The organism is Candidatus Hydrogenedentota bacterium (assembly GCA_012523015.1).
Taxonomy (GTDB): Bacteria; Hydrogenedentota; Hydrogenedentia; order Hydrogenedentales; family CAITNO01; genus JAAYBJ01.
This window is the reverse complement of the sequence record JAAYJI010000302.1, coordinates 1-24,966: the sequence shown is the minus strand read 5'-3', so window position 1 is coordinate 24,966 and position 24,966 is coordinate 1. Positions and strand designations below refer to the sequence as shown.

Sequence of the window (24,966 nt, the reverse complement as noted above, 5' to 3'; positions counted from 1 at the left end):
GATCTACACCTACGTCTTTATTTGATAGAACCCGTGCGCCTGCCTTGATATCACTGGCCTTATTCGTGTCATTGCCCGTGTTGCCCGGCGAGCTCGCCTGACCATTGTAAAACCACACTTCCCCTTCGTTGAGGCTTTGGCTCACATCGGTCACACCATCTCCATCATAATCGAGCTCTACGATGGTTCCGTCTTCGGCAGCACGGACAAAGAGACCGGTATAGCGGAAGACTGTCGTGGGACCATCCGTCACATCTTCCCCAAAGGGCAAGATAAAAAACTGACCGAAGCGGCTTGTATCGGAAACACTGGTTTTAACATTCTGTACTGCAAAGCGCGAAGCGGCACCGGACACTTTCGATACGGCAATGTCCGACGTAGAAAAAATCTTGTCTTTGCCGTCGTACTGCAAACTTGTTCGTGTCCACGCAAAGGTTTCATCAATAATAACGAATCCACCTGCAGGAATAAGATCGTCGGGATATCCCGGTGCTATGCCATTGGTCAAATCACCATCCCCCCAAATTTCGGTACTTGGCTGGATGGGAACATTGATATCCGCTTCATAGCCGTCTTCCCAATGGTCATAAACAATGACTGTCTTCGGGTAGGGCACCGAAACGGCAAGAATCGTGCGGACTCCGCTGTTCATATCGTCGGAGTTATTGCCTGCGCTCACCAAGCTTTGGCGCAACTGTGTATCGTTTTCCGGAAAGGGCAGATAGAAGATGTGCGTTTTATTGGCTTCATAACAGGGGTTGTCAAAAGATTCCAAAACATTGACAGTAACCATTGCCTCAACACAGACCACCGGCGCGGGAGAACACACTTTGTAGATAAAGGTATCGGTTCCTAAAAAGGCGCCGAAAGAAACATAGGTCATTTCGCCGGCAGCACCAACTTGAACAAAACCGCCCACCGGGTTATGGGTAATCGTTATCGAATTCGGATCAATATCGCAGAGGTCATTATCAAGGACATTAAAACTTACCGGCACTCCTTGCATGGCGGTAACAAAATCATTGTTCGCGAAAATAGTATCTGTTACCGCATGATGTTCGGAAGTGATCGGACCATTACAACCCTCAGCAGATGCCGTAATTACAGAGGTACCGAACCAGGCGGCATCATAGGTCACGGCACCTGTGTCTTCGTCAATCGTATTGCCGGCGGCAAGACTGGCACTGTCAAGACTGTAGCTCATAGCGGTGCTGTCTGAAGAACTTGCTTCGTACACAATCGTCTCACTGCCCCGGCAGCGTTGTGAGCTTGAACCAAGCGTGAACACGGGTATGCCCGCCGTGGGAGTAATCGTGACCGTATAAACTGCGCTTTTCATGCAGGCGTCGGAGGATGCTGTTGCCGTAATTTCGGTAGTTCCCGACCAGCCGCTCACATAGGTCACTTCGCCCGTTACCGCATCTATGCTGTTGCCTGCCGCCAAACTTGCGGCATCCAAAGAATAGGTAATCGTATCTGCGCCGTCAGCCGTTGCTGTATAAAAAAGTTGCTCCGCGCCCGAACAACGGATCGAAGCAGGGCCCGGTGCAAATTCCACATCGTCAATATCACACGAAGAAATTATGATAATTTTTCCGGCAGCGCCGCGGCCGGGCTGTTGGGTCGAGTTGCTTCCTGCACGGAAGCCGCCTCCGCCGCCACCGCCGGGAGCCACACCCATAGCACCGGGAACGCCTAATTGTGCGCCGTCGCCGCCGTCACCGCCGCCGCTCGGCGCTGTGGCGCCATCTTGCGAAATCTGGCTGCTGTCGCCATAAGCACCGGCAGCGCCCGTACCCGCAGCAGAGCCGCCGCCGCCGCCAAAACTGCCGCCCACACCGGCAGCACCTGTACCGCCGTCATATTTGACGTCACCAATTCCGGCTGCGGCGCTGCCGCCTGCGCCCGGAACGTTGGAATTCGCCGCAACACTCTGACCGCCTTGCGCCAAAACGGTGGAAGGACTGTCAAACCAAGAATTTTCACCTGGCGCAGCAGAACCGGCGCCGGCACCTACGTACAGCGAATAGGTTGACCCCGGTGTAACGGAGATGACGCTGCGTGTATAGGCTCCGCCGCCGCCGCCTGCCAAAGCGGTATTGTTGCCGCCGCCCGGTTCTCGGGCGCCGCCCCGACCACCGCCGCCCCACAGTTCTACGGTGATACTCGTGACTGTATCGGGCACTTCATAGGTGGTTGCGCCGGGCGTGTCAAAGACCACTGTACCCTGAGCTGCAACAAAACCGGATCCCCACAAAAACCAAAGTCCAATTACGAAATAAGGGTATCGCAAAAAAAACCTTTTTAAAAGTGACTTCCTAAAAACAGAAGATTGCTTCATGACACTCATGCTCCTATGTTAACTATCTTTTCGACTATTCATTAAAAAAGCGTGATTTCTGATCACGCCTCACGTTATCTGTTTTTAGAAGGAACTGATTTTGACGGATTGGGTTTATAAATCGGCTGCCATGACAAGGGCATACTGCGTCAATTCTCTTCGTATGTGCGAAAATGAATAGACTGCAGAAGCACTTCAACTCCACTTGTTTCAGGCAATAATTCAAAACGAGGTCCTTTTTTATCATTTCAAACAATTACGCTCTATTTCTCGCCACAGCGTCTTTATCATGTCGATTTGTTCAATGTATCCATTTTTTCTAAATAAAAGAAGTTCAATTCAACTATTCATCTATCCGACATGCAATAATCACAAACATAATAAATTACATAGATATTTCCAGAATCACAATACAGCTACTTAGCTATGTTTGGTTATTTTTATAATTCGTATATTGTTAGGCCGTTAAAAGGTACAACATAGGACATGGATATTGTTTAAGGACAGTTTGGGAGGATCAGGAACTCCTATTTTAAAAATCCCGAAGATAATTATTTCTGTTAATGTAATATGGAAATGATTTCCCGTGCAGGTTACAATAGAGGTACAGAATGTCCTAATCTTCGTTGGATGGAAAGACATGAACGCACACATAAAAGTTAAATTGAAACAAATCGCCTTCGTCCTCTTGGGCATTACTTGTATCGTGGCGGCCCTTTTTCTTTTTTGGCCGGAATCGACCAAGAGAAAAGAAGCCCCCGACTCACCCGAACTTGTTGAAACTATCAGGAGCGCTGTTCCCAAACAGCCTGCCCCACCCCAAACGAATCAAGAAGAGGCTGTATCTGCTAAGACGGAATGGAACACTTATCATGGAGATACTGCACTTACCGGAACTGTGGATACGCATTTCTCTTCTGTCTTAGAGCGCTCTTGGCAAATCTTGCTGGGTGATCCCGTGGAAGAAGCTCCGGTCGCTGTGGATGATCGTATTTTTGTTGTCACGCCTCGTGCTCGTGTAGTCGCACTGAGCCTTGAAGGCGAAATCCTCTGGGATCGTGTTCTCCAATCTCATGATGATACGTCATCCCAGTCTCTTTACACGGAGGCGCCCATTGCCTGTTTCGCAAGCATGCTCTTTGTTGCAACCGATGATGGTCAATTGACCGCCTTAGATGTAGAAAGCGGTGATCTGCGCTGGCGCACAGATCTGGATGGATACGCCCACGGCACCATTAATTATCACGAAGCAAGCCAAAGTGTCTTTGTATTGGAACAAGGTTCCGGCGATCTGCTGTGTATGGAGAGCGATACAGGAACGCTGCGCTGGCGCTCCAAAGGAAAAGATCGTGCCGATGGCTCCCCTTCCGTAAGTGGGGATAAGGTGGTTTTCGGTAGTTGTGCTTCTGCCTTGCACGTGGTAGCGGTGAAAGATGGCAGCTATCTCCATGATATTAAAATCGAAGAGGGCGGCGGGCAAGTGGCGGGCGGTGTCGCCATTCAAGGGGAATTTGTTTATGCGGGATGCCGAGACGGACGGGTGATGCGCGCGAATCTACAAGAAGGCGTGATGGACTGGATTCATAGCGTTAGTAAAACGGAAGTGTTCTCAACGCCCGCCCTCCAAGGGGATCTTCTTTTAATCAGCGCTTTGGATGGTGTACTGCATGGGCTCAAGCAAGACACGGGCGAAAGGGTGTGGCAGCATGTGCTGGGCGGGGAAACAGGGTCGCCGGTAATTGTGGACGACAAAGTTGTTATCGTTTCTGACGACAGCTTGTTTTTGCTTGCACTCGAGGACGGAACCCGTCTTTGGGAAAGCCAATTGGCGGGATATCTCAGCGGCCCTGCCATTGCCGGAAATATGATTGTCGTGGGCTGCGAAGATGGAACGGTGACTGCCTTCGTTGCCGCTTCGACGGAAGAAAAGGAAGCTGTATCGTGAAGACTGCCTTGCTTGAAATCCGGGAGCTTGTAAAAACCTATCCGGCTGTCCCTGCCCCCTTGCGCGTTTTAAAGGGTATCAACTTCTCCTTGGATGCCGGACAGTCAGCCGCTATCATCGGGCCTTCCGGCTGCGGCAAAAGCACCTTGCTCAACCTTATCGGCGCATTAGATCAGCCTGACGCAGGTTCGGTGCACATTTCAGGACAAGATCTGTCTACTCTGAATGTAAAAGAATTGGCGCAGCTGCGGAATCAAGAGCTCGGCTTTGTGTTCCAGCAACATCATCTGCTCCCTCAATGCACTGTCATGGAAAATATTTTAATTCCCGTACTCACACAGGATCGGGAAGCACAGGAACAAGCCCACGACAGAGCCCGCGCCTTATTGGATAAACTAGGATTGCTGCCCCGCGCCCATCACCGGCCGGGTGAATTGTCTGGCGGTGAATGTCAGCGTACTGCGGTGGCGCGTGCCGTCATCAATAACCCCGCTTTGTTGTTGGCTGATGAACCAACGGGCGCACTCAACGAGGAAGCGGCGGAAGACTTGGCAGCCCTTTTGTTGAGCTTGCGCGATGAACAGAATATGGCGGTCATCATCGTTACCCATGCCCAATCCATTGCGCGCCGCTTTGGCAGCATCTACACACTTAACCGTGGACAATTAACGCGGGAGGAATAGCATGCTAAGCCTCTTTCGTTTTGCACTCCGAGGCATTCACTATCATCGACGCCTTCATCTTGGCTTGGTATTAGGCGCACTCATCGCCTGTGCTGTCTTTACAGGCGCGCGCATTGTCGGTTATTCCGTGGATGCGACCTTATGCGATATTGCCACCCTTCGACTCGGTCATGTTACCCATGCCCTCGACTGGAACAATCGTTATTTCGATCTTGCCCTTGAAGCTGCACTGGATTCTTATGTGGCGGAGAAGGCGGCCATTGGCCAAGACGCGGCTTTTGCCTCGGCGCTTCACCTGCAAGCCCTTGCGGAATCTCCGCCCGACTCCGACCTTCCCGTGAATCGTATCAACAAGATCCATCTATACGGCATTGACGAAAACTTCAATCCCTTGGCTGCGTCGGAGGATGCTCTTCCCGCGCCGGGACCGCAAGAAGCGCTACTCAATAAAGCGGCGGCACAACGCTTGGCTTTGACTGTGGGCGACAGTGTCATTCTGCGTATTCCCAAACCGACACTGATCCCGGCGGAAGCACCGCTCGCATCAGGGAAAAAGCGCGATTCCATCCCGATCCGTTTGCGTGTTGCAGGTATCGTGACAGACCGTCAGGGAGGACGCTTTTCCCTCTCTGCGGAACAGTCTATGCCCTTTAATATCTTCGTGAATCGCGAACAGTTGGGTATACTTACGGGATTAACCGACAAAGCGAATTTACTCCTCTGCAGCACGACCCTAACAGCAGAATTTCTTCGGCGATCACTGGCCGCTGCTTGGCATCCCGAACAACTCGGATTTAGAATTCATACCTTATCTTCAGGGCTCAGCCAACTTGAATCCGAACGGCTTTTTATTGAAGATCCTATCGTGCAAAGTGCTTTAACAGAAGGAACCGTTCAGCCGATCTTAACCTACTTGGTGAATCACATTGACCTAGGCGAAAAGTCCGTTCCTTATTCTTTCGTAACGGCAGGTCCTGTACCGGAGGATACGCCCGATAATACAGTATGGCTGAATCAATGGCTTGCCCATAAACTCAACGCCAAAGAGGGCGACTCCATATCGTTATCATGGTATTCGCCGCTGCCCTCCGGTGCCTATGAAGAGCATCATGCTGAAGCGCAGATTCATCGTATTCTGCCTATGGATGCCCTTGCCGTCGAACGGGAGCTTGCCCCGATCTTTCCCGGCTTGAGCGACGTGAACAGCTGCAAAGACTGGAGTATCGGACTGCCCTTGGAAGAGGAACTCCTTGCAGATGAAGAAAACGAAATCTATTGGAAAGACTATGGTCAAACCCCAAAATTACTTTGTAACTTTACCACGGGAAGAAACTGGTGGGGCAATCTATATGGTTCTGTCACCGCCCTGCGCATCGTGGCGCCAGATGCTGAGCCCCAAACTCTTCTCACCGCACTTCAATCGCAGGTAGATCCCGCATCCCTCGGACTTGTCTTCCAATCGGTTCATGAAGATGCGCTGCAAGCCGTAGCCCATGCCTTGGATTTTGGTGCGTTATTCACGGGCTTGAGTATGTTCTTGATTGGCGCAGCCCTTTTGTTGTTGTTTATGCTCCATGCCCATGGTTTACAGCAACGAAGCCGAGAAATGGGCACCTTATTGGCGGCGGGCTGGTCACTGGGCAGGATTCGTACATGGTTGCTTTTGGAGTCTATCCCCGGCTGTCTCATTGGTGCGCTGGCAGGTGCCGGCTGCGGTGTCCTGTATGCGCGGCTGCTCCTTTTCGGATTGGCGCGATTCTGGCCTGATTCGCTGGCGGGCACACCCGTCGCCTATCACAGCGCGCCCTACACGGTACTCGTCCAAGGTGTGCTCATCTCTGTCCTTATCATCGTAATTCTTTTCCTCGTCGGAAGCCTCCGCGCTGCACGCCGTCCCATACGCGAATTATTACAGCGTGATTTCAGCGGTATCGCCGGCTCTTCCAAAACGGTGGATCGCGGCTTTTTTATCTGCGGTGGTATTGCCTTTTTCGCCGCAGCCGTAGCATGGGGCATTGCCTTTTCCGGAACTGCCATCGACCTTACCCCCGCCTTCTTTATTTCGGGCATGGGACTGCTCATCGCAATACTCTGCGCCTACGGACTCTTCTTGGGATATTGGGCACGCCGCACCACCACGAAACATTTCTCATCAACACGGCTGCTTTTTAGACAATTGGCGCGCAGACGAAGCCGCAGCTTGGGCATGGCAACCATCATCGGAAGTGGATTTTTCATGATCCAGTCTGTTGTCTCCATGCAGGTGGCCATGACGCAAAACCCGGAGCGTCATGATTCAGGCGCAGGCGGTTTTACGGTCTTTGCCGCCACTACAGTTCCGGTCACAGCCAAAGAATTAGGCGCTGCCGGGCTGTCCCCTGAACAAACCGTTGCGCTTCGCGAAAAAGACGGAGACGATGCCGGCTGCCTTAATCTCAACCAAGCTCAGCAGCCCCGTATTTATGGCGTGGATCCGAATGCATTTATAGACCGTGACGCCTTCACCTCTGCCGGTGAAGGTCGGGCGTTGTGGTCTCTTTTAGACCAAGACCTTGAACCCGGGGTATATCCTGCACTCGTCGGTGATGCCGACACGGCGCTGTGGGGATTGCAAGCAGTAACCGACCCTCAAACCGGTTCTGAATATGTCTACAGAGACAGCCGCGGCGAAGACTTTCGACTGCGAACTGTAGGGAAATTGCCCATGCGTTTATCCTTATTCCAAGGCAGTCTGCTCCTGTCTGAAAAAAACTTTGTGCACCTTTTCCCCGATGAAAACGGGTACCGCACATTTTTGGTCGAATCAACACAAGCTGAAGAAAAGGTTTCTTTACTAAATCGGGATCCGAAAAAACTCGGCATGGAAGCGACGCTATCCATGGACCGACTCGCCTTTTTCTATGCTGTTGAGCGCGCCTATCTCGCCATGTTCCTTGTCCTTGGTGGATTGGGTATGATGTTGGGTGCCGGCGGCGCTGCCGTGATGATCATCCGTAACCTGACGGAACGACGTTCGGAGTTTGCCCTGTTTTTGGCAATGGGCTTCACGCCCGCAACCATACGGCGGGCGGCCATCATCGAAAATATGCTTCTGGCGAGCACGGGACTATTCATAGGATCTCTTGCTTCTTCCCTTGCCACCATACCGCTGCTTTGGAATTCAAAACAGAACGCTAATTTTACGGCGCTTGCTTTTGTCCTCACCTTAATCTTGCTCAGCTACCTATTTTCTTCCTATTTCGTTACGGTGATTCTTCTTAAAAGAATTCCTTTATCGGCGCTCCGAAAAGAATAGGGGAGAATAAGCCTGCTTTTATCAACTTTCCTTCAGCTCGGTTTAGAAAGAAAAACAACAACGATGATACATACCCTTCTAAGATCAACCACAGCCCATCTCGTCGCGATAATTATCTGCTCCCTGACCTTTATGGCAACAGCAAATCCGCCTGCAGCGCTAAAGCTTCCCCTCGTCGGAGCCATACGGTGGGACGCTTGGCATGGAACTGCGTCATCCGTAGGCGTGACCGTTGAAAAAACCATGGCGCCATCCCATTGGCATTATCGGCTGCCTTTTTATGGGAAAGTTATCGACGAAAACAGCGTAGAAGTGCGTGCCAATACCCAAGCCATCATGGATCAAGAAATCGATTATGCCCATGACGCAGGCTTGGACTACTGGGCCTTTGTCGTTTACCCGGAGCAGGATGCACTCAGCGAAGGGCTGCATCTATATTTGAGCAGTAGCAAAAAATCGAATATAAAATTCTGTCTCAATTTACAAGGCGGCTGGGAAAGCGGCGGTGGAATGAAGGGTTGGCAAGAGCGGCTTCCCCGTTATCTAAAGTATTTCCAAGATACCGACTATCAATGCGTATTGAAAGATCGGCCGCTCCTTTATCTTTTTACCGTTGATGATCTCGTAGGTCCGGCAGGCTTTGAAACTTGGGAAAGTGCCCGTGCCGCCTTCGACGAATTACGTGAAGCTTGTGCCGCAGCAGCGATACCCAACCCCTATATCGTCGCGCAAGGTTGGTCACCCCAAACACTCAAAGAACAGGCGCTCAAATTGGGACTGGACGCGATCGGCGCATACGCGTCCAATGGCGGCGCTCAAGGGGCTTCTTATGCTGATCTCGCTGCGCACACAGAAAAATGGTGGGATGAATTCAAAGATACAACCCTTCCCGTGGTGCCTCTTGCAACAGCCGGATGGGATATGCGACCCCGCGTCGAGACACCGGTACCTTGGGTTGAGGACGGCGATATAAAACAATATTATGAGACGCCCCAACCGGACGAGCTTGCCGCGCACCTCAGCCATGCCTTGGCATGGTGTCGGCAACATCCTAGCAACGCACAGGCGCAAGCAATACTCATGTATGCGTGGAATGAATTTGATGAAGGCGGCTGGCTTTGTCCTACGTTGTCGGAAGGAACCGCACGGGTGGATGCGCTGCGCACTGTCCTAAAAGAAGAGCCAGCACCGGAACCCGACATGCCCTAATATTGTTGCCGCCTAGTTTGCGAAGTTATGGGATATACGGAACGACAACCGCAGAAAAGCCGCTAAGCTCCTTTATTCCAACGGCCACAGCTGAATGGTTTCGGGCATGCCACTGATCATCTCAATAGGTCCCGGAAAGGTATCGCTTTCTTGGCGGTGTGCGTCAAAATAATCTCTTGTTATAGCGAGCGGCGTCCCATCTCGGTTTTCAAAAGGCAACCCGGGAATCGCTGCACGCCCGAGCAAAGCGCTCGTAACAATCGGGTATTTTATTTCGTCCAATACAGATATCATCGGAGCATAGTCCACATAGGAACCCTCTTCTGTTTCTTGCAGCGTGAAGGGAAGGGACACTTCGTTCAGAAGCAGCGCATCGGATTCCTGCTTCGAAGGACAGGCTCCCTCTAAAAAGACATTCCCTCCGAAATACGTGGGTAACTTCACCGTGTCATAAATGCTCAGCTTCGCAGCTTTTACAAAGATATTGTTGTAATAACGCTGATCGCCGCCTGGATTGTCGTGCATACCCGCTAAACGCGTGGAGTGGGGTTTATGATAAGGCGTAAGGCGCGGATCATAATGACCGACGCGGATATCTCCCAACACAAGATTATGTACAAAAGCGCCGCCCCGCGACATGTCGAGCAGCGCGTAGGGCGACAGGAAAAAATTGTTGTCAATGACATAGGGACCATGATTTACTTCCATGAAAAGATCCTGCGTATTGTCATGAAATAGGTTTGATGAAACACGCGCTCCTTGTGCCATCCAATCCAGCCACAAGCCCCGGCAACAGCGGTAAATATGATTGTTTTCAATCAAGACATCAATGGCGCCATGCAATTTAATTCCTGCCATTTCAGCGCCCGTAAAAAGTTCCCGCACATGAATATCGTGGATATCATTATCGACGATGGTACTGAAGGCTGCGCCCATACTGCCGACAATACCCGTTTGTTCACAGTGGGAAATATGGTTGTTTTTAACAACATGATGTCCAATCTTGTTTTTTTTCCAACCCCGTTTCAAAGCCCGATGAATCGTTTCCACATAACCTTCTGCCGTGTCTTCAGAACTGTTGTCGAAGGCATCGCCATACTTGCCCAGAGAAATTCCCGAGCAAATCGAATGACTCACCCTATTGTCTTCTATGATCCAGCCACGGCTCCAATGAGTACCAATAAGAGCGATTTGTTCCGCTGTGGGCGGTGCCCATTGTGTAGCGGCATGACACATCGTTAATCCACGCACGGTAATATAATTGATGCCCGGTTGTTTCGGATAAAACACCGCCGGGCGCACATTCACTTCGATGCACGCTTGATTAGGATCGACTCCTTTAAACTGCGCCCAAATCGTTGTATGGTCTTCTTCCGCCTGAGCAAACCACAGACCGCAATGACTTAAATCATCTTCCGGCACAGCTGTTTTGAACACAAAACATAAATTCTTGATCCCCCTTGTCGGCTTGATTTGTACGGTCACGTTTTCCCAAGCCTGCCAGCCGCCTGTACATCCAACAGAGCAGGTACCCAACAATTCTCCTTGCGGTCCGTCAAGACGCAGCTCAATGATTCCGCCTGCACCTGCCGCGGCAGTACGGATTTCCACTTGTCTTGTATCCGAAGCAAAATCCACCGCCTCATAGAGCAGCCAATGCCCATTTAAGATAAAGCCCACACATGTACCGTCTTCTGATGCCGGCGCGTTTTGCGTACCCTCCTTGGAAGAATAGGCCGTTGCAGCGATGCGTGTGCCCCCGTCTATTGCATCCTCCTTATCGGCATCACCTTGAAACGCAAACCACAGTACATTCAAAAGATATTCCTGACTTCTTTGGCGCAGCCACGGAGGTCCTCCGGGAAGGGGATTGAGAACTTCTTCCAAAGCCGCCGCCTCTATGAGCCATTCTCCATTGAGATAGACGGCGCCCCTATGATGGAGCCGGCCTTTGGGATCAAACCAATCCCCGTGAATGGTTTCAGCAAAAGGATTAAAATCACCGAAAAAGGAAGCAGGTAACACCACACGCCATGTGTCGCTGCCAAGTGCTTCCCAACCACTGACGACCTCGGAGCCTTTGATCTCCACAAGGGCGCCCGCCGCCGCCTCATACACAATGCGTTCGTTGTCTGAACGACCGCCCCGCGGCGGATTAACCCATTCCCGATAGCAGCCCTCATGAATGACTATCCGATCGCCGGGCTGTGCGGCGGCGGCGGCTCTGCCAATGCTTCTATAGGGCTCTGCGGCAGAACCATTGTTCGTATCTGCGCCGTTCACAGCAACATGATATTCTTGGCAGGTGGGTTCTTTGGCGGCAAAAACGACCATGGTCAGGGCTAGAAGGAAAAAGCCCGACAATCCAATCACAATAGAGTAGTCTCGCATTGTCATCTCTCCCTCAGGAGTTTTCTTGTCGTGAAGACAGGATCTCGGAATCAACAACTGAATGATAGTCTACCATGATCCTGCTCCCGAAAAATGATTTCCGGCACAGTAATTTGACAATGATAGGGAAGTACGCGGATAATTCTGCAAAGGCAAGGGTTCCCGTACTTACAACGGTTGGAATCGGGAGGCTATGTCGATATTTTTCAGGGTATCCCATCGATTCCCTGTCGCGTAGGATCGGGTTCATTCTCGCAACGCCGGGCTTTTGAAATAGCTTCCCCTTCGCATTTGTTCTATAGACGAAGATTCAGAGCAACGTGATTAATCAGGAAAGGACTGTTATGATGCAGAAGCGCTTCACCTTAGCCGCTTTCAGCCTTATGTTTTTATTGGTGGGATGTGCCCATATCGGCAACCCTTTCACCACACTCAGACCAGACTATTCGATCGTACCGGAAGATGAATTACGCGCCTTTGCCAAGGTCGTAGAGCAATTTGTTCTGCAAGGCGAACGGGAGCCCCAGCTGGGTGAATTCCCTTCCATCGCGTCTGACAATGAAGATGTTCTCCAGGCAATCCGCACCCGTGCCGCTCGTTCTGAACTGTTACAGGAACTCTTAGACACAGGCTTTGCCTACGAACAAAAATCGGGAACCATTTCCATCATTCGCAGCAAAGCCTATAAACGGGCATCCGATAAAAGCACCCGCGACCAGAACGCTTTGCTCGTCATGGGTGAGAATGCGAACCGATGGACTTTATACGAAACACTGGTAAAAGCCTCCGGTTGGAAGCCCGGCTCCTTGGGCGCAGTGCAACATGCCTTCTTCGAAGCACGCTGTGAATTATTATCGTCAGGGCAACGCTATGAAACGCCGGATGGCACTATCGTCACGAAATGACCGAATCCGTTTCTTACGATAAAGGCATCATTGATTTGCGCAGCGATACGCTGACCCAACCCTCAGCGGGAATGCGTCAAGCTATGGCCGATGCCGTCGTTGCCGACGATGTTTACGGTGAAGATCCCACGGTCAACCGGCTTCAAGATGTCTGCGCGGAACTGATGGGCAAAGATGCCGCCCTGTTTTTTCCTTCAGGTACCATGGTAAATCTTGCTGCATGTCTGGCACAAACAAGGCCCGGTGATTCCATCATTCTCAGTGAGTCTGCCCATCCTTTCCATTATGAAAATGCTAACCTCGCCATGGTCGCCGGGCTCTTGCCCCGCGTTATCCCCGACTTGCTCGGCAAATTCAGCGCGGAACAGGTGGAAGCGCAGGTCGTCTATAAAGATGATGCCCATCTCTCACCGACGACCCTCGTATCCGTCGAAAACACGACCAATCGCGGCGGCGGCGCCTACTGGGATTTGTACGAGATGGAAAGTGTAGCGGCAGTTTGTCAGCGCTATAAGATGCGCTTGCACTGCGACGGCGCCCGTATCTTCAACGCCTGTGCCGTCGCAAATATCGAAGCACGGTATTACGCAAAATGCTGTGATACGCTCTGTTTCTGTCTGTCGAAAGGACTTGGTGCTCCGGCAGGTTCAGTGCTTGTCGGTGATCGCGACAGCATCCACAAAGACCGTCGTTTTCGTAAAATGCTGGGCGGCGGTATGCGCCAAGCGGGTATACTGGCCGCAGCGGGCCTCTATGCATTGGAACATCATCGTCAGGATTTGTCAAAGGATCATGATCGTGCACGACGATTCAGACGAGCGCTGGAAGCCGAGGGCATCACCTTTGCCTTGCCCTCTCCCACGAATATCCTTTATATTACTGTTGCCGATGCTGATCATGCAGTGCAACGCTTGAAGGAACGAGGCGTCCGCGTGCTTGCGCATAATGAAACGAGATTGCGCGTGGTCTTCCATCGTGACATTGACGATCAAGGCTTGGAAAAGGCGATTGAAGCCTTTAAACAATGCCTGCCCCCATTACATTGATTGTATCGGTGCTTTTGGTAACGGACTCGTTTTGCTCTCATTCCCCAAAAACAATAGAAGGGATAGAGACAGATCGAAGCGCTCTTTGTTCGCCCTTCGGAAAACGGAACCCCTCTATTGCTGTATCAACCGCAGATTAAGATAAAAGTGTAAATGTATCATGAATGAAATGAAAAATTATCTATTAGATATGGATGGTGTATTGGTTCGGGGCAAACAGGCTATCCCCGGTGCTCAAGAATTTATCAATCGGCTCAAGGAACACCAAATTAAATTCTTGGTCTTGACCAACAACCCGCTCTATACACAGGCGGATCTCGCCTATAGGCTGCAAGCCATGGGATTGAATATCCCTGCCGCAAATATTTTCACGTCCGCTATGGCGACCGCTTTATTCCTCAACGCACAACGACCGAAGGGAACCGCATTTGTCATAGGCGAAAGCGGACTGACCAGCGCCCTACACGGCATTGACTATATTATCACCGACCACAATCCTGAATATGTAGTCTTAGGTGCAACCCTGTCCTATAACTTTGAACAAATTTCCAAAGCAACACGGCTCATTTCTGCGGGCGCGCGTTTTATCGCCACCAACCCCGATCCCGCCGGCCCCACTGAACAAGGCATCGTTCCCGCTTGCGGCGCTATGGCCGCACTCATCGAAAAGGCCACGGGCCGTGCCCCTTTCTTCGTGGGTAAACCGGCACCGCTCATGATGCGTTATGCCATGAATTATCTGGAAGTCCATTCTCAAAATACCGTCATGGTGGGGGATCGTATGGACACGGACATCATTGCGGGCATGCAGGCGGGCTTGGACACGATTCTTGTGCTGAGCGGTTTGACCGATCACGAAAACTTAGGCGCTTATCCTTTCCGCCCTTCTCTGGTCTTGGAGTCTGTGGCGGATATTACCTTCTAACATGCGAGTTACCGGAATTTCATTGCGACTATGAACATTGCTCTTATTTCAGGACTGAAAAAATTAGGGTCACCCCCGCGCCGTTTTCTGATTTATGTGGCGATTAATGTTGTATCATGGCAAAATATTGTGGGGCCTGCCATGGTCCTGCTGGCGCGCAAAATCGATATGCCCGAGTCGCTGGTAGGTTTGCTGATCGCTTTCATGCCTTTTACCTCCATGTTGCTGCTCTTCACGTTGCCTCTCATCGTGCGGCAAGGACCGAAGCGGGTCATGTTATGGGCGTGGTTTCTGCGCAATGTAATCGCTTGTATCGTCTTTTTATTGCCTGTCGCTTTAGCGATGGGCAGCAAAAAAGGGGCATGGGCAATACTGATCTTTACCATTTTCGGATTCTGTGTCATGCGTGCCATTGGCGCAGGCGGTTGGCTGCCTTGGCTCCACGAAATTGTGCCTACCCCCTTGCGTGCCACCTATTTCAGTGCAGAAACATCCATAACCCAAATTATCAATGTAGGCGTCTTGTTTCTCCATGCCCGGCTTCTCGCAGTGGAAGACCCCGGCATTTACCGATTCCTGCTCATTTTCGGTATCGGTATCTTCATGGGCTTCGTCAGCTTATTTTGGATGCAGCGTGTTCCCGGCGGAGCAGGGACTCAAGAGGTTGAACCTCATATCGGGGTGCGTGCCTACGGGCGTGCCTTACGGGACAAACAGTACCGGCACTTCCTTATCATTACAACCTTTTCCCTATCCGGAATCGTTTGGTTTAATGCCACCAACGTCTTGTATTTGCGAGACTGCCTCGCTGTGCGAGACAGCATGACCATGACCATAACTGCTTTGGGCGGCCTTGGCGTATTACTCACCGTTGGTTCTTGGGCACGCTTTACAGACAAAAGCGGCAGCGGTCTTGCCATGGCGAAAACCTTGTTCGGACACACTTGCGCCCCCGCTTTGCTGCTGTTGAGCAATATAACAGCGCCTGACAGCACGTGGCCCGCCACCGTGGCGATCATTCTCGCCTGTATATTCACTGCCGCCTTCGGCGTCGCCATCAACCGCGCCATGCTCAACCAAGTACCGGATCAAGACCGCGTCGGCTATACTGCCATATGGACTGTTTTCACCTCACTTGCCCATGCGATTACCCCCGTTGTTGCCGGCATCCTCATCGAGCACTTTGGCATTTGGGGATATCGCAGCTGCTTTATATTGTCCATGGTTTCTACCCTCATTGGCGCCTTGTTAAGCCTCTTCTTCATTCACGACTTAACGTTGGAAGGGCGAAGCTGGGTTCATCTGCTGAATCCTGTTTTGCCGCTGCGCACAGCGGGACGCGTCCTTTGGATCACCATGGGCTTAGACGCAAGCAACCGAGAGACTCCTTGACCTAAACACAGTACACCCTCTTTGAAAAGAAGGCTTTTGTGGGGGCATGCCTGTTAGGGAAGCATTGTGTGGGGCTCAACAAAATTTGTTGTATAGACGGTATATGGGGGAGAGAACTGTCGTCAGTGCCTGAGTTTTGTCAACTCTGCCGGTGGATTCGCGCCCAGCCGATAAATCTTGACTTGTAAGAGTCCGGCTGTGGGATGCAATTCGCGCATGGCTGCTTGGGAAAGATCAATTACCCGATTTTTGGTAAAGGGTCCTCGATCATTGAGACGACAAACTACTGAGCGTCCATTCTCCGCCACAACCAAAAAATATTCGCCAAATTCGCCTTGGAGCATAGCACAGGTCATTTCACCATTCTGTAGCCGCTCACCGGAAGCTGTCATCGCTCCTGCACTTTGCACGGTGTAATAGGAAGCTGTCCCTTCAAGCATGGGGGTCATAGGTTGGTGCGAGAACAGCACGAAAGCAATAATTTCAAGCATGCTGCTTATCTGACTCCGTCTGGTCAACGATCCTTAGGCACAGACCATCCCTTTCGATGGTTTACATATTCGTGTATGCGCCCGGGATCCGGTTTCAGCCCATTCCACCGGACTGTATTTATGTGACCCGACTGTTGTGTGTAAGAAGGGAAACGTCCAAGAAACAACGGACAAAACACTGCCAAGACCAGTCCTGACAGCCCTTCTACACGATTCTTTAAATATTTAACCGGTGATTATACTACACCCCAAAGCAAAATACAACTATTTTTTTTGAAAGAGGTTCAGATGATTCCGAGGAGCGGTAGATGACCGTGCGAATATGTTATCAGTGGCGCGGCCCGACGAAATTAAATGTTTAGGCATAGAGAAATCTAAAATTGAAATGTGGGAGCCCGAGATAATTAAGACAATTATCTTCTCTCCGACCAAGGCATCTCTTCACCTCGCTGGACGGCTTGATCGTACAGTGTGGTTTCGAATTTTCGGGCATCATTTCTAGAACACTCCCGCCATTTCACCTTGACCTCATCCCTGTTATCTTCTGTTATGTATTTGAGACCCGCTGTGCCGCCTTTTACGCCGCGATAATAGTCACTGAATCGTTTACGTAATCCGTCTTCGGCCTTTCCCACTTTCATTAATTGACCCCGGTATAGGATTTGATAAACTCCGGGACCTGTGGGAGCTGCTTCGTCCAAGTAGGCGGATTTCAATGATGCTTGTCCCATCCCCATTGAACGAGAAGCTGCTTTAACAAGGTTGTCTAAGAATCCCATGTGATCTCCTTTTGGCCAGTTGATAGTGATTGTGGTGTAACCCATTACCTTTGGGATAACAGTTCTCTGTATGTTCTTGACATTCTAGACTTTCTTCAAATGAAAACCAAGTTTGCGAAGAATAAAAGGCGGAGCTCCACTCGACCTTACTTTCTCGTAAACAATAATATTAGGTGTTGCATTTTATAATTGTTGCTTGAAAACTTGTCGTCATGATTTTCTGATTCACCCAAAAATCACGAAAATGATTGCCAAATATTGAAGCAAAAAAATGTCGCTTACATCATATCGGTATGAGATTCCATCATGGTCTTCAACCGGGACAACAATTCTGAACGGAGCGCTGTAGGTTCTCTGAGGGTGGCTTCGCCGCCGAAGCTGAGAACCCAAGCGAGGACTTCAGGTTTGCTCGTAGCGGTAAATTCGAGGGTGAGGCCGCCGTCTTGATGTTCGGTGATGCGCTGGTCTTTGCTCCAGATGCGCTCCCGGACGTACATGGCAGCCTTAGGGACAATGTCGACGACGACAGGAAAGGCTTTTTCACGGGCGAGGCCGAAAGCGTCTGCGGAGCCGTCGTCTTTTATTTCAATGGGTGGGAAACGCCGATCAGTGGGAACAAGTTCGATCATGCGATGAACAGCGAGCGTTCGATCTCGGGCATGTTTTTTTTTGCGGAGATCGGACTCTTCACGGCATTTCGCATAAAACCCTTCGCGGAAGGAGATAAATAGGTAGGGGGCAACCGTGAGACTGCGCGGCTCAGACCATTCCGGTGAGCGATAGAGAACTGTGCAAATGCATCGTTCACGGATAGCCTTGAGCAGGGCGTCAAGGATATGCCCAAAGTCTGAGTAGTCCACAATTCCTTTAGGTTGAGGTTGGGTAAAGGAGGCAAGCGCGCTCTCCCGTTCGTCGTAGTCGGACAGGAGCACGGTGGTTGTTTCGATGGTCTCGCTGATACGCTTGCGCAGCGCCTCCGGAAAGATCTGCAAGGTCATGTCGCGGCAGAGGAGCAGCCGTTGAATATCGTCGACACTGAGCGCAACATTGGGACGTTGCTTCGGTGTTCGTACCCGGTACCATTTACGACCCTTCTCAATCCACGCTTCAATCTGGATACGCTGCGACCTCTCGATCTGCTCAACCATACGCAGAATGGTCTGTTTCGAACAACGGAAGAGTTGCGATAATTGGGTTAATGAATAGGGTCGTCCGGTGAAAAGCAACAGTCCGTACAGACCGATGACTTTTTGGGCGGAGCTCGCATAGGGATCTTTTTTCTTTTGCATAATGATCTCAGTATAGCGTATCAACGTTTCGTTTGGCGGAACGCTCGTAATTTTAAGGATCGGATTTGGCAGTTTGTGTCTAGAAAAAACACAACTTCAGTATAACAAAAGCTAGGATAGACGCGGAATTATTTTGTGGAAGAGGAGCAGAACCCGTTGATCTGTAGCGAGCGGATTAGCGGCGTGGTAGAAGTTGTCCGTATAAATTGTTTAAGATCATTGTACCGTTCCTCAGGAAGGAATGGAAGGTGTATATACTTGGTTGTGGAAGTCCCGGAAACATCGGGCGTGGAAGCAAAGTAAGTTAGAAGGGAGATACCTGTCATGAAAAGGAAATGGTTCATTGTTGTGGGATGTGCTTTCATTGTGTTTGCCGCAAGCTTGGGCGCTGAATATGCTGACATTAGGCCTGAAGATACTACCCTGGGGATGCGTATCGCAGCGGGAGAGTCTTTCGAGAAAGCGGATGAGGAGCTGAACGCAGTATATAAGGAGTTGATGGCGTCACTTGACACAGCGCAACAGGACGCGGTTCGGCAAGCGCAGCGGGCATGGATTGCGTATAAAGACGCCGGCTCAGCAGCTCAAGGCGATTTGTTCAAAGAAGGTAATTTAGCACCCGTTGTCTCAATGCGGGCTGCTTTGAATTTGACTTTGGAGCAAATAGAATTATTGCGTTCACTTTTATCGGGGAACGAATCTTTGGCGCAAAAAGAAATACTGGATCCGGAGGCATTGCAAGGCGCCCGAAAACGAGCTGAAAAACGCGTGGAAAAGATATACGCTGATGTGTACAAGGACGAGATAAATATCAAGTCGCAGAAAACCTGGGAAGCCTTTCGAGATTCTTGGGTGGCCGCTGAAATAGCGTGCCGGCCGGCTTACGAGCCTACTCTAATTAAGGATTACTCTTTGACAGTACTAAATAACACCCGTGCTGAAGAATTGAAAACGCTATTTATGAGCCTATATGAGGAAGAGGAAGATGCAGGTGAGGCGGCTGGCAAAAAAATCAATCTTGCTGCTGATGATCCGCCTTTGATGAAAGCCGTTTCTTCCGGCAATCTCGAAGCCGTGAAACAACTGATCGAACGCGGGGCAAATGTGAATGAGACAAATTCGTCAGGCTGGACAGCCCTTCATGTTGCTGCGGAAGAAGGCACCGCAGTGATTGCTGTTATGTTATTGCGTTCAGGCGCACGTACAGACCTCTATGATTTTAACGAACGCACAGCTTCCGACATTGCTTGGAAAAATAATCACTTGGAAGTCGCGCAGATAATTGATGAGTATAATACAACTTCCAAAGGGGCAGAACCTGCGCAGCAACAACCTACGCAAGCGCCTGTAGCTGAAAAACAGCAATCCGGTCCGGAAGTGGTGGATCTACGATCGCTCTTAGATAAATTCAGCAATCTCACCGATCTTCAGCAAGAAAAATGGAGTCGTGATAATGAATGGAAGCTCATTGTCAGCGGCTCCGGCGAAGTGTCTGAGGTGGAAACCACCAGTTGGCTTTCCGAGATCAGCGATGCTGCCTATGAGGTTACCTGTGAATTATCGGACGGGAACCGTGCAATTCTCTTTATGGATGAGAATCACAGTGATTTTATCTACAGTCTGGATATCGGGGATACCATTAATTTCACAGGGAAATTAAAAACCATTAAGGAATGGCCATTCTGGTGCACTGGCTATGTGAAGGTTGACTAGTCGAAACCGATTTTATTGGGGCCGAACCCGCTGGTTTACATCTATGTAAAAAACATAAAAGGAGATGAGGAAATGTCTAAAAAAACAAAAGTGATTATCGGATGTGTCGTTGGTGTGGTGATTCTTTTGGCTATAGGTGCTGCTTTCGACGAGGACGAGGCAGAAACCGGGGCGTCTAGTACGGCAGAGTCTTCGGCAGCGAGTACAACGAGCGTGAGTTCCATCGAAAAACATGGGGCGTCGGAAAACTTTTCAATGTCAGCAGAAAAAGCGGAAACAGTGGATGTGCGAGCGCTCCTAGAGAGATTCAGTAACTTCAGCGAGCTGCAAAAAGAAAAGTGGATTAAAGAGAACGAATGGCAATATGTTGTATATGGTTTTGGTGAAGTGTCTGAAGTAGATAAAACAGGTTGGACTTCTGAGATCAGTAATGCCGCGTATCAGATTACTTGCGAATTTAAAGACGGGAACCGTGCGGTTGTCTTTTTAGACAAGAATCGCAGTAACTTCGTCGAAAACCTCGATATCGGCGAGAGGATCAGTTTCACCGGGAAATTAAAAACCATGAAGGATTGGCCATTCTGGTGTACTGCCTATGTGAAGGTTGACTAGCCGCAAATACAACCGGTTTCGTTGCGGTGATGACCGCTTGTTTATAACCATTTAGAACTCTAAAAGGAGAAAAAGAAATGAAAATTGCAGGTGGAGTTATAGCGCTTATTGCCGGTGTATTTGGAACACTTGCCGGGCTTGTTACCGTTGCGCTCGGTGGAGTCGGCGGAGCGCTTGAAGCAGAAGGCGCGGAAACTATCGTAGCGCTCGGATTTGGAGGATTACTCTTCTCTTTCCTTACCATCGTCTTGGGCGCGATGGCGCTTGGCATGAACTCGAAGAAGGTGGGCATTGCTCTTATTGTGTGCGCTATTCTTGGCGCAGTTCTCGGCGGCACCTTTGTCGCTATATTCATGGTGCTTGCATTGCTTGGCGGCATCTTAGCGACTATTGGGGCGAGCGCTAAACCCGCAATAGCGGCAGCTGCTCAACCTTCTGTTTTAAATCAACCTGAAGCAGAAAAAGCGGAATAAGATAGAGAATAGAGATTCTCTGTCGACGATTCCCGAAACGCCTGACTGAAACAAAAGAAAAAACTGTGCTATAAGATTTGCCGGAAATATTGACATTTCCATGGGTTCCTTGAGAATGCGCCTATCCATGGGACACCGGAGTTGTCGATGTTTCCGGCAGCTAATTTGAGAGGCGTAAGATGTGGGGAAGGCTTTTATTTTGGGGTTAAATCTGCCCTGTTATTTCTAGAACTTTTTCTTGACACCTGAAATAATTTTCAGTATACTGTCAGGATGATATTTCCGCTCGAAGTACATAGTTGCTATTCCATGTTGCAAGGAACGGCATGGCCCCGACAGCTGGTTGCCCGTGCTGTGGAATACGGTATACACACCCTGCCGTTGACAGATACAGGCGGGCTTTATGGGGCGCTGCCCTTTTATCAAATTGCCCGTGACGCAGGGATAAAAGCGATTCTTGGTGCACGGTTGGGACCTTGGCTGGTGTTGGCGCGTGACCGCAAAGGCTATGCTGATCTTTGTGCGCTGATCACAGCAGTTCATCTGGGAGCAGTGGATCCCTATGCTTTAGAGACTTGGCCTTTTGACTTTGACGGAGCCCATCTTTTTTTAATTAGCGACCAATTGCCCATGCTGCGCCGCCTCACTGCCCGCGGCTTTTCTCCGTTAGCGGGTATTGTGCATTATGGCGGTGCTTCGTCGCGGCGCCGTGCTGAGCTGTTCTTGGGCGCTGCCAAAGATCTGGGCATCCGACCTGTGGCGTTGTATCCGGTCTATTTTTTAAATCAGCAGCACTATCGCACCCATCGGGTTCTTACTGCTATTCGTGAAAACACATTGGAAAAAACACTGCCTTCCGGAACGACGGTTTCTCCGGAGGCATGGTTTTGTACTCCGAAGCGCATTGAAGTTCTTTACGGTGCTTGGCCGGAGACTTTGGATACCTTAGCATGGATTGGGGAATCGTGTAATGTGGAGCTTTCTCTGGGAACTCCTTGTTTTCCGAATTTTTCATTACCGTCCGGGGAAACACCGTTTTCATGGTTGTGGAAGCATTGTTTTGAAGGGTTGCGGCGTCGCTACCGTCCTTTGACGCCTAAGGTCTTGGATCGTGCTCATCATGAACTTAACATCATTCATGATTTGGGTTTTGCACCCTATTTTTTGATTGTGTCTGATATCGTTCATTTTGCAAGGCATCAGGATATCCCTGCTGTGGGCCGCGGTTCTGCCGCTAATAGTCTTGTCGCTTATGCGCTGGGCATTACGCGGGTAGACCCTTTTAAATACAATCTTTATTTTGAACGTTTTTTAAATCGCTCCCGCAAAGACTGTCCTGATATCGATCTTGATTTATGTTGGCGCGGCCGCGACCGGATTCTCGATTATGTGTACAACCGCTACGGTTCCGATCACGTTGCCATGATCAGTACGATTAATACCTTCCGTGCCCGGGCTTCTATTCGTGAGACTGCCAAAGCCTTCGGATTTACGGGACGTGAAATCGGATTGATCACGCAATCTATTCCACATTACGGAGCCGAAGATCTGGGGTTATTATTGCGCTCTTTGCCGGAATGTCGCCATTTGGACATAGACTCGGAACCGCTCAAAAGCATTTTGGAAACGAGCCAGACGATTGCCGGGCTGCCCCGCCATCTTGCCACGCACGCTTGCGGCACCGTCATTGCGCCGGAACCGCTCACCCACTACGTTCCTTTAGAACGAGCTGCTCGGGATATCATCATCACCCAATTTGACAAAGACAGTATTGAAACTTTAGGCCTGGTCAAAATGGATTTATTGGGGCATCGCGCGCTGAGCGCCATTCGAGATACGGTTCATGCCATTCGCCGTAATCGGGACGCCCACTTTGATATTGAATCTATTCCTGATTCAGACTCGGTTGCGGAAAAGCAATTGGTTTCCGGTCATACCATTGGTTGTTTCCAAGTCGAGTCTCCGGCCATGCGCGGGCTGCTTCGAAAACTGCAAGCCCGTAGCTGCATGGCGGTTATTCAAGCCATTGCCTTGGTACGCCCGGGCGCTTCCGGCAGCGGTATGAAGCAGCATTTTATCGACCGGTGCCATGGCCATGAATCGGTTCATTATCCTCATCCTTCCATGGAAGCGGCACTGGGGGACAGCTACGGGGTTATGATTTATCAGGAGGATGTGCTCAAGGTAGCCCATGCCGTGGCGGGTATGTCATTAGAGGAGGCAGATTTGCTGCGTCGTGCCATGAGCAAGAAGCGCGGTCCACGTGAAATGGCGCGTATCATGAAATCTTTTCTTGAGGGAGCGGCGCAGCAGGGTGTCCCGGAATCCTGTGCCCAAGAAATATGGGAGCTCATCGCAAATTTTGCGTCTTATGCTTATTGCAAAGCCCATGCGGCTACTTACGGTGAATTGGCTTATCAGTGTGTTTGGCTCAAGGCTCACTATCCCGTGGAATATTTTTCTGCTGTTCTCGCCAATGGCGGCGGCTTCTATGCGCCTTTGGTTTATGTCAGTGAAGCCCGACGCTGTGGAGTACCTGTGCTGCCGCCGGATGTAAATTACAGTGCTTTGAATTACGCGCAGGAGGGCGATGGTATACGTATGGGATTCGCACAGATTCTGCATGTATCGGAAAAGACAGCACAAGGAATTTTAGCGGCCCGTGAAAAAGGATTGTTTCGGGATGTGGTTGATTTACTTAAACGAGTTCCCATTGGCATGAGCGAAGGTCTGCAATTATGCCAAGCCGGAGCATTGGATTCGCTGTCCGCAGCGCAGGGAATTCCGCGGCCTGTACAATTTTGGCAGTTACAACATATACCCGAAGTCAGGGATATTCTATTCGACGGCGAAAGTGCGGCGCCGTCCCTGCCTGCGATTCCGGATGTGAGTGCTCGGTTTCGGGCGGATTCCGAGCAAAATTGCCTTGGTCAGCCTTTATCCAGCACGCTGCTGCGTACTTATGGAGCAGTAAGCTCGGATATCCCTCTGATTGCCAGCCGTGATTTACCCGCTTACGCAGGCAGGCAGGTTACGACTATGGGCACCATTATTGCCGAGCGGCGGCTGCCTCTACACAAAGGGGAAGGCATAATGAAATTCTTAAGCGTGGAAGATGCTTGGGGCGTATTTGAGGCAGTATTATTTTCTGAAAGTTATCGGCGTTTTGGTCATTTGACCCACTCCGGCAGCACCTGTTTGTACATTGGGTCTGTTAGTAATAAAGGGGGAGATACGACGGTTATTATAGAGCGTATTCTCCGCACAGCTTGATCGGAGCTTTCCCGTTGTCCGGGGAGAAATAAAATACCATAGCTCCGGGCAAAAGCCCATGACAAGTCATTTTATTCAAGCGAACTCTCTCTATTCTTAGCATATTTTTATCGAACATAGGATTATAGCATTTATATTATATTTAATCTGTCTAGGAATTTTACTAACTTTAGTTGGATTCCATTCCCGGTATCTGGTATAATT

General features: G+C 50.3%; 17 protein-coding genes. 12 read left to right on the top strand and 5 right to left on the bottom strand.

Going from position 1 to position 24,966, the window contains the following annotated elements; all coding sequences use genetic code 11:
* Window positions 1-2,293, bottom strand: a 2,293-nt coding sequence (locus GX117_13265) for a hypothetical protein (protein ID NLO34298.1), incomplete at its 3' end; no start/stop codon positions are given.
* 688 nt (window positions 2,294-2,981) lie between these two features.
* On the opposite strand from GX117_13265, the gene GX117_13260 reads away from it, so the two are divergent.
* The 4 genes from GX117_13260 (at window position 2,982) to GX117_13245 (ending at window position 9,473) form a co-directional block, all read left to right on the top strand.
* On the top strand, window positions 2,982-4,286 hold the full coding sequence (locus GX117_13260; GenBank protein ID NLO34297.1) for a PQQ-binding-like beta-propeller repeat protein: 1,305 nt from the start codon (window positions 2,982-2,984) through the stop codon (window positions 4,284-4,286).
* 8 nt (window positions 4,287-4,294) lie between these two features.
* Window positions 4,295-4,969, top strand: a complete 675-nt coding sequence (locus tag GX117_13255; protein ID NLO34296.1) for an ABC transporter ATP-binding protein — start codon at window positions 4,295-4,297, stop codon at window positions 4,967-4,969.
* A gap of 1 nt (window position 4,970) precedes the next feature.
* Window positions 4,971-8,264, top strand: a complete 3,294-nt coding sequence (locus GX117_13250; protein ID NLO34295.1) for an FtsX-like permease family protein — start codon at window positions 4,971-4,973, stop codon at window positions 8,262-8,264.
* A 63-nt stretch (window positions 8,265-8,327) separates the two neighbouring features.
* Window positions 8,328-9,473: a hypothetical protein gene (locus GX117_13245; protein ID NLO34294.1), complete on the top strand. Its 1,146-nt coding sequence runs from the start codon at window positions 8,328-8,330 to the stop codon at window positions 9,471-9,473.
* A gap of 72 nt (window positions 9,474-9,545) precedes the next feature.
* On the opposite strand, the gene GX117_13240 is transcribed toward GX117_13245, so the two are convergent.
* Complete coding sequence (locus tag GX117_13240) at window positions 9,546-11,870, bottom strand: carbohydrate-binding protein (GenBank protein NLO34293.1); 2,325 nt, start codon at window positions 11,868-11,870, stop codon at window positions 9,546-9,548.
* 338 nt (window positions 11,871-12,208) lie between these two features.
* Here GX117_13240 and GX117_13235 point away from each other — a divergent pair, with 338 nt between their 5' ends.
* From GX117_13235 to GX117_13220, 4 genes are all read left to right on the top strand, one after another.
* The gene (locus GX117_13235; protein ID NLO34292.1) at window positions 12,209-12,769 is read left to right on the top strand and encodes a DUF1318 domain-containing protein; all 561 of its coding nucleotides are present in this window, start codon (window positions 12,209-12,211) and stop codon (window positions 12,767-12,769) included.
* The gene (locus GX117_13230) at window positions 12,766-13,815 is read left to right on the top strand and encodes an aminotransferase class I/II-fold pyridoxal phosphate-dependent enzyme (protein ID NLO34291.1); all 1,050 of its coding nucleotides are present in this window, start codon (window positions 12,766-12,768) and stop codon (window positions 13,813-13,815) included. Before GX117_13235 ends, GX117_13230 begins: the two co-directional genes overlap by 4 nt.
* Window positions 13,816-13,975: 160 nt before the next feature.
* Window positions 13,976-14,740, top strand: a complete 765-nt coding sequence (locus GX117_13225; protein ID NLO34290.1) for an HAD family hydrolase — start codon at window positions 13,976-13,978, stop codon at window positions 14,738-14,740.
* A 30-nt stretch (window positions 14,741-14,770) separates the two neighbouring features.
* Entirely contained in the window at window positions 14,771-16,132 is a 1,362-nt protein-coding gene (locus GX117_13220) for an MFS transporter (GenBank protein ID NLO34289.1), read from the top strand.
* 122 nt (window positions 16,133-16,254) lie between these two features.
* Here GX117_13220 and GX117_13215 read toward each other — a convergent pair whose 3' ends face one another.
* The 3 genes from GX117_13215 to GX117_13205 form a co-directional block, all read right to left on the bottom strand.
* Window positions 16,255-16,623, bottom strand: coding sequence for a hypothetical protein (locus GX117_13215; protein NLO34288.1), 369 nt, complete (start codon window positions 16,621-16,623; stop codon window positions 16,255-16,257).
* Between the two features lie 413 nt (window positions 16,624-17,036).
* Window positions 17,037-17,402, bottom strand: a complete 366-nt coding sequence (locus tag GX117_13210; protein ID NLO34287.1) for a hypothetical protein — start codon at window positions 17,400-17,402, stop codon at window positions 17,037-17,039.
* A gap of 278 nt (window positions 17,403-17,680) precedes the next feature.
* Window positions 17,681-18,691: a WYL domain-containing protein gene (locus GX117_13205; GenBank protein NLO34286.1), complete on the bottom strand. Its 1,011-nt coding sequence runs from the start codon at window positions 18,689-18,691 to the stop codon at window positions 17,681-17,683.
* A gap of 324 nt (window positions 18,692-19,015) precedes the next feature.
* Between GX117_13205 and GX117_13200 the strand changes: the two genes are divergently transcribed.
* The 4 genes from GX117_13200 to GX117_13185 all read left to right on the top strand — a co-directional run bounded on the left by GX117_13200 (window position 19,016) and on the right by GX117_13185 (window position 24,762).
* On the top strand, window positions 19,016-20,404 hold the full coding sequence (locus tag GX117_13200) for a DUF1311 domain-containing protein (protein NLO34285.1): 1,389 nt from the start codon (window positions 19,016-19,018) through the stop codon (window positions 20,402-20,404).
* Window positions 20,405-20,476: 72 nt separating this feature from the next.
* Window positions 20,477-21,016, top strand: a complete 540-nt coding sequence (locus tag GX117_13195) for a hypothetical protein (protein NLO34284.1) — start codon at window positions 20,477-20,479, stop codon at window positions 21,014-21,016.
* Between the two features lie 77 nt (window positions 21,017-21,093).
* Window positions 21,094-21,489 carry a hypothetical protein gene (locus GX117_13190; GenBank protein NLO34283.1) on the top strand — a complete coding sequence of 132 codons (396 nt, stop codon included), beginning with the start codon at window positions 21,094-21,096 and terminating at the stop codon, window positions 21,487-21,489.
* Between the two features lie 273 nt (window positions 21,490-21,762).
* Window positions 21,763-24,762: a DNA polymerase III subunit alpha gene (locus GX117_13185; GenBank protein ID NLO34282.1), complete on the top strand. Its 3,000-nt coding sequence runs from the start codon at window positions 21,763-21,765 to the stop codon at window positions 24,760-24,762.
* Window positions 24,763-24,966: the final 204 nt, after the last annotated feature.

What these genes read in the sequence shown, in the direction of transcription:
- GX117_13260 (NLO34297.1), top strand. Translation starts at nt 2,982, where the DNA reads ATGAACGCACACATAAAAGTTAAATTGAAACAAATCGCCTTCGTCCTC.
- GX117_13250 (NLO34295.1), top strand. Translation starts at nt 4,971, where the DNA reads ATGCTAAGCCTCTTTCGTTTTGCACTCCGAGGCATTCACTATCATCGA.
- GX117_13245 (NLO34294.1), top strand. Translation starts at nt 8,328, where the DNA reads ATGATACATACCCTTCTAAGATCAACCACAGCCCATCTCGTCGCGATA.
- GX117_13240 (NLO34293.1), bottom strand. Translation starts at nt 11,870, where the DNA reads ATGACAATGCGAGACTACTCTATTGTGATTGGATTGTCGGGCTTTTTC.
- GX117_13235 (NLO34292.1), top strand. Translation starts at nt 12,209, where the DNA reads ATGATGCAGAAGCGCTTCACCTTAGCCGCTTTCAGCCTTATGTTTTTA.
- GX117_13230 (NLO34291.1), top strand. Translation starts at nt 12,766, where the DNA reads ATGACCGAATCCGTTTCTTACGATAAAGGCATCATTGATTTGCGCAGC.
- GX117_13225 (NLO34290.1), top strand. Translation starts at nt 13,976, where the DNA reads ATGAATGAAATGAAAAATTATCTATTAGATATGGATGGTGTATTGGTT.
- GX117_13220 (NLO34289.1), top strand. Translation starts at nt 14,771, where the DNA reads ATGAACATTGCTCTTATTTCAGGACTGAAAAAATTAGGGTCACCCCCG.
- GX117_13215 (NLO34288.1), bottom strand. Translation starts at nt 16,623, where the DNA reads ATGCTTGAAATTATTGCTTTCGTGCTGTTCTCGCACCAACCTATGACC.
- GX117_13210 (NLO34287.1), bottom strand. Translation starts at nt 17,402, where the DNA reads ATGGGATTCTTAGACAACCTTGTTAAAGCAGCTTCTCGTTCAATGGGG.
- GX117_13205 (NLO34286.1), bottom strand. Translation starts at nt 18,691, where the DNA reads ATGCAAAAGAAAAAAGATCCCTATGCGAGCTCCGCCCAAAAAGTCATC.
- GX117_13200 (NLO34285.1), top strand. Translation starts at nt 19,016, where the DNA reads ATGAAAAGGAAATGGTTCATTGTTGTGGGATGTGCTTTCATTGTGTTT.
- GX117_13195 (NLO34284.1), top strand. Translation starts at nt 20,477, where the DNA reads ATGTCTAAAAAAACAAAAGTGATTATCGGATGTGTCGTTGGTGTGGTG.
- GX117_13190 (NLO34283.1), top strand. Translation starts at nt 21,094, where the DNA reads ATGAAAATTGCAGGTGGAGTTATAGCGCTTATTGCCGGTGTATTTGGA.
- GX117_13185 (NLO34282.1), top strand. Translation starts at nt 21,763, where the DNA reads ATGATATTTCCGCTCGAAGTACATAGTTGCTATTCCATGTTGCAAGGA.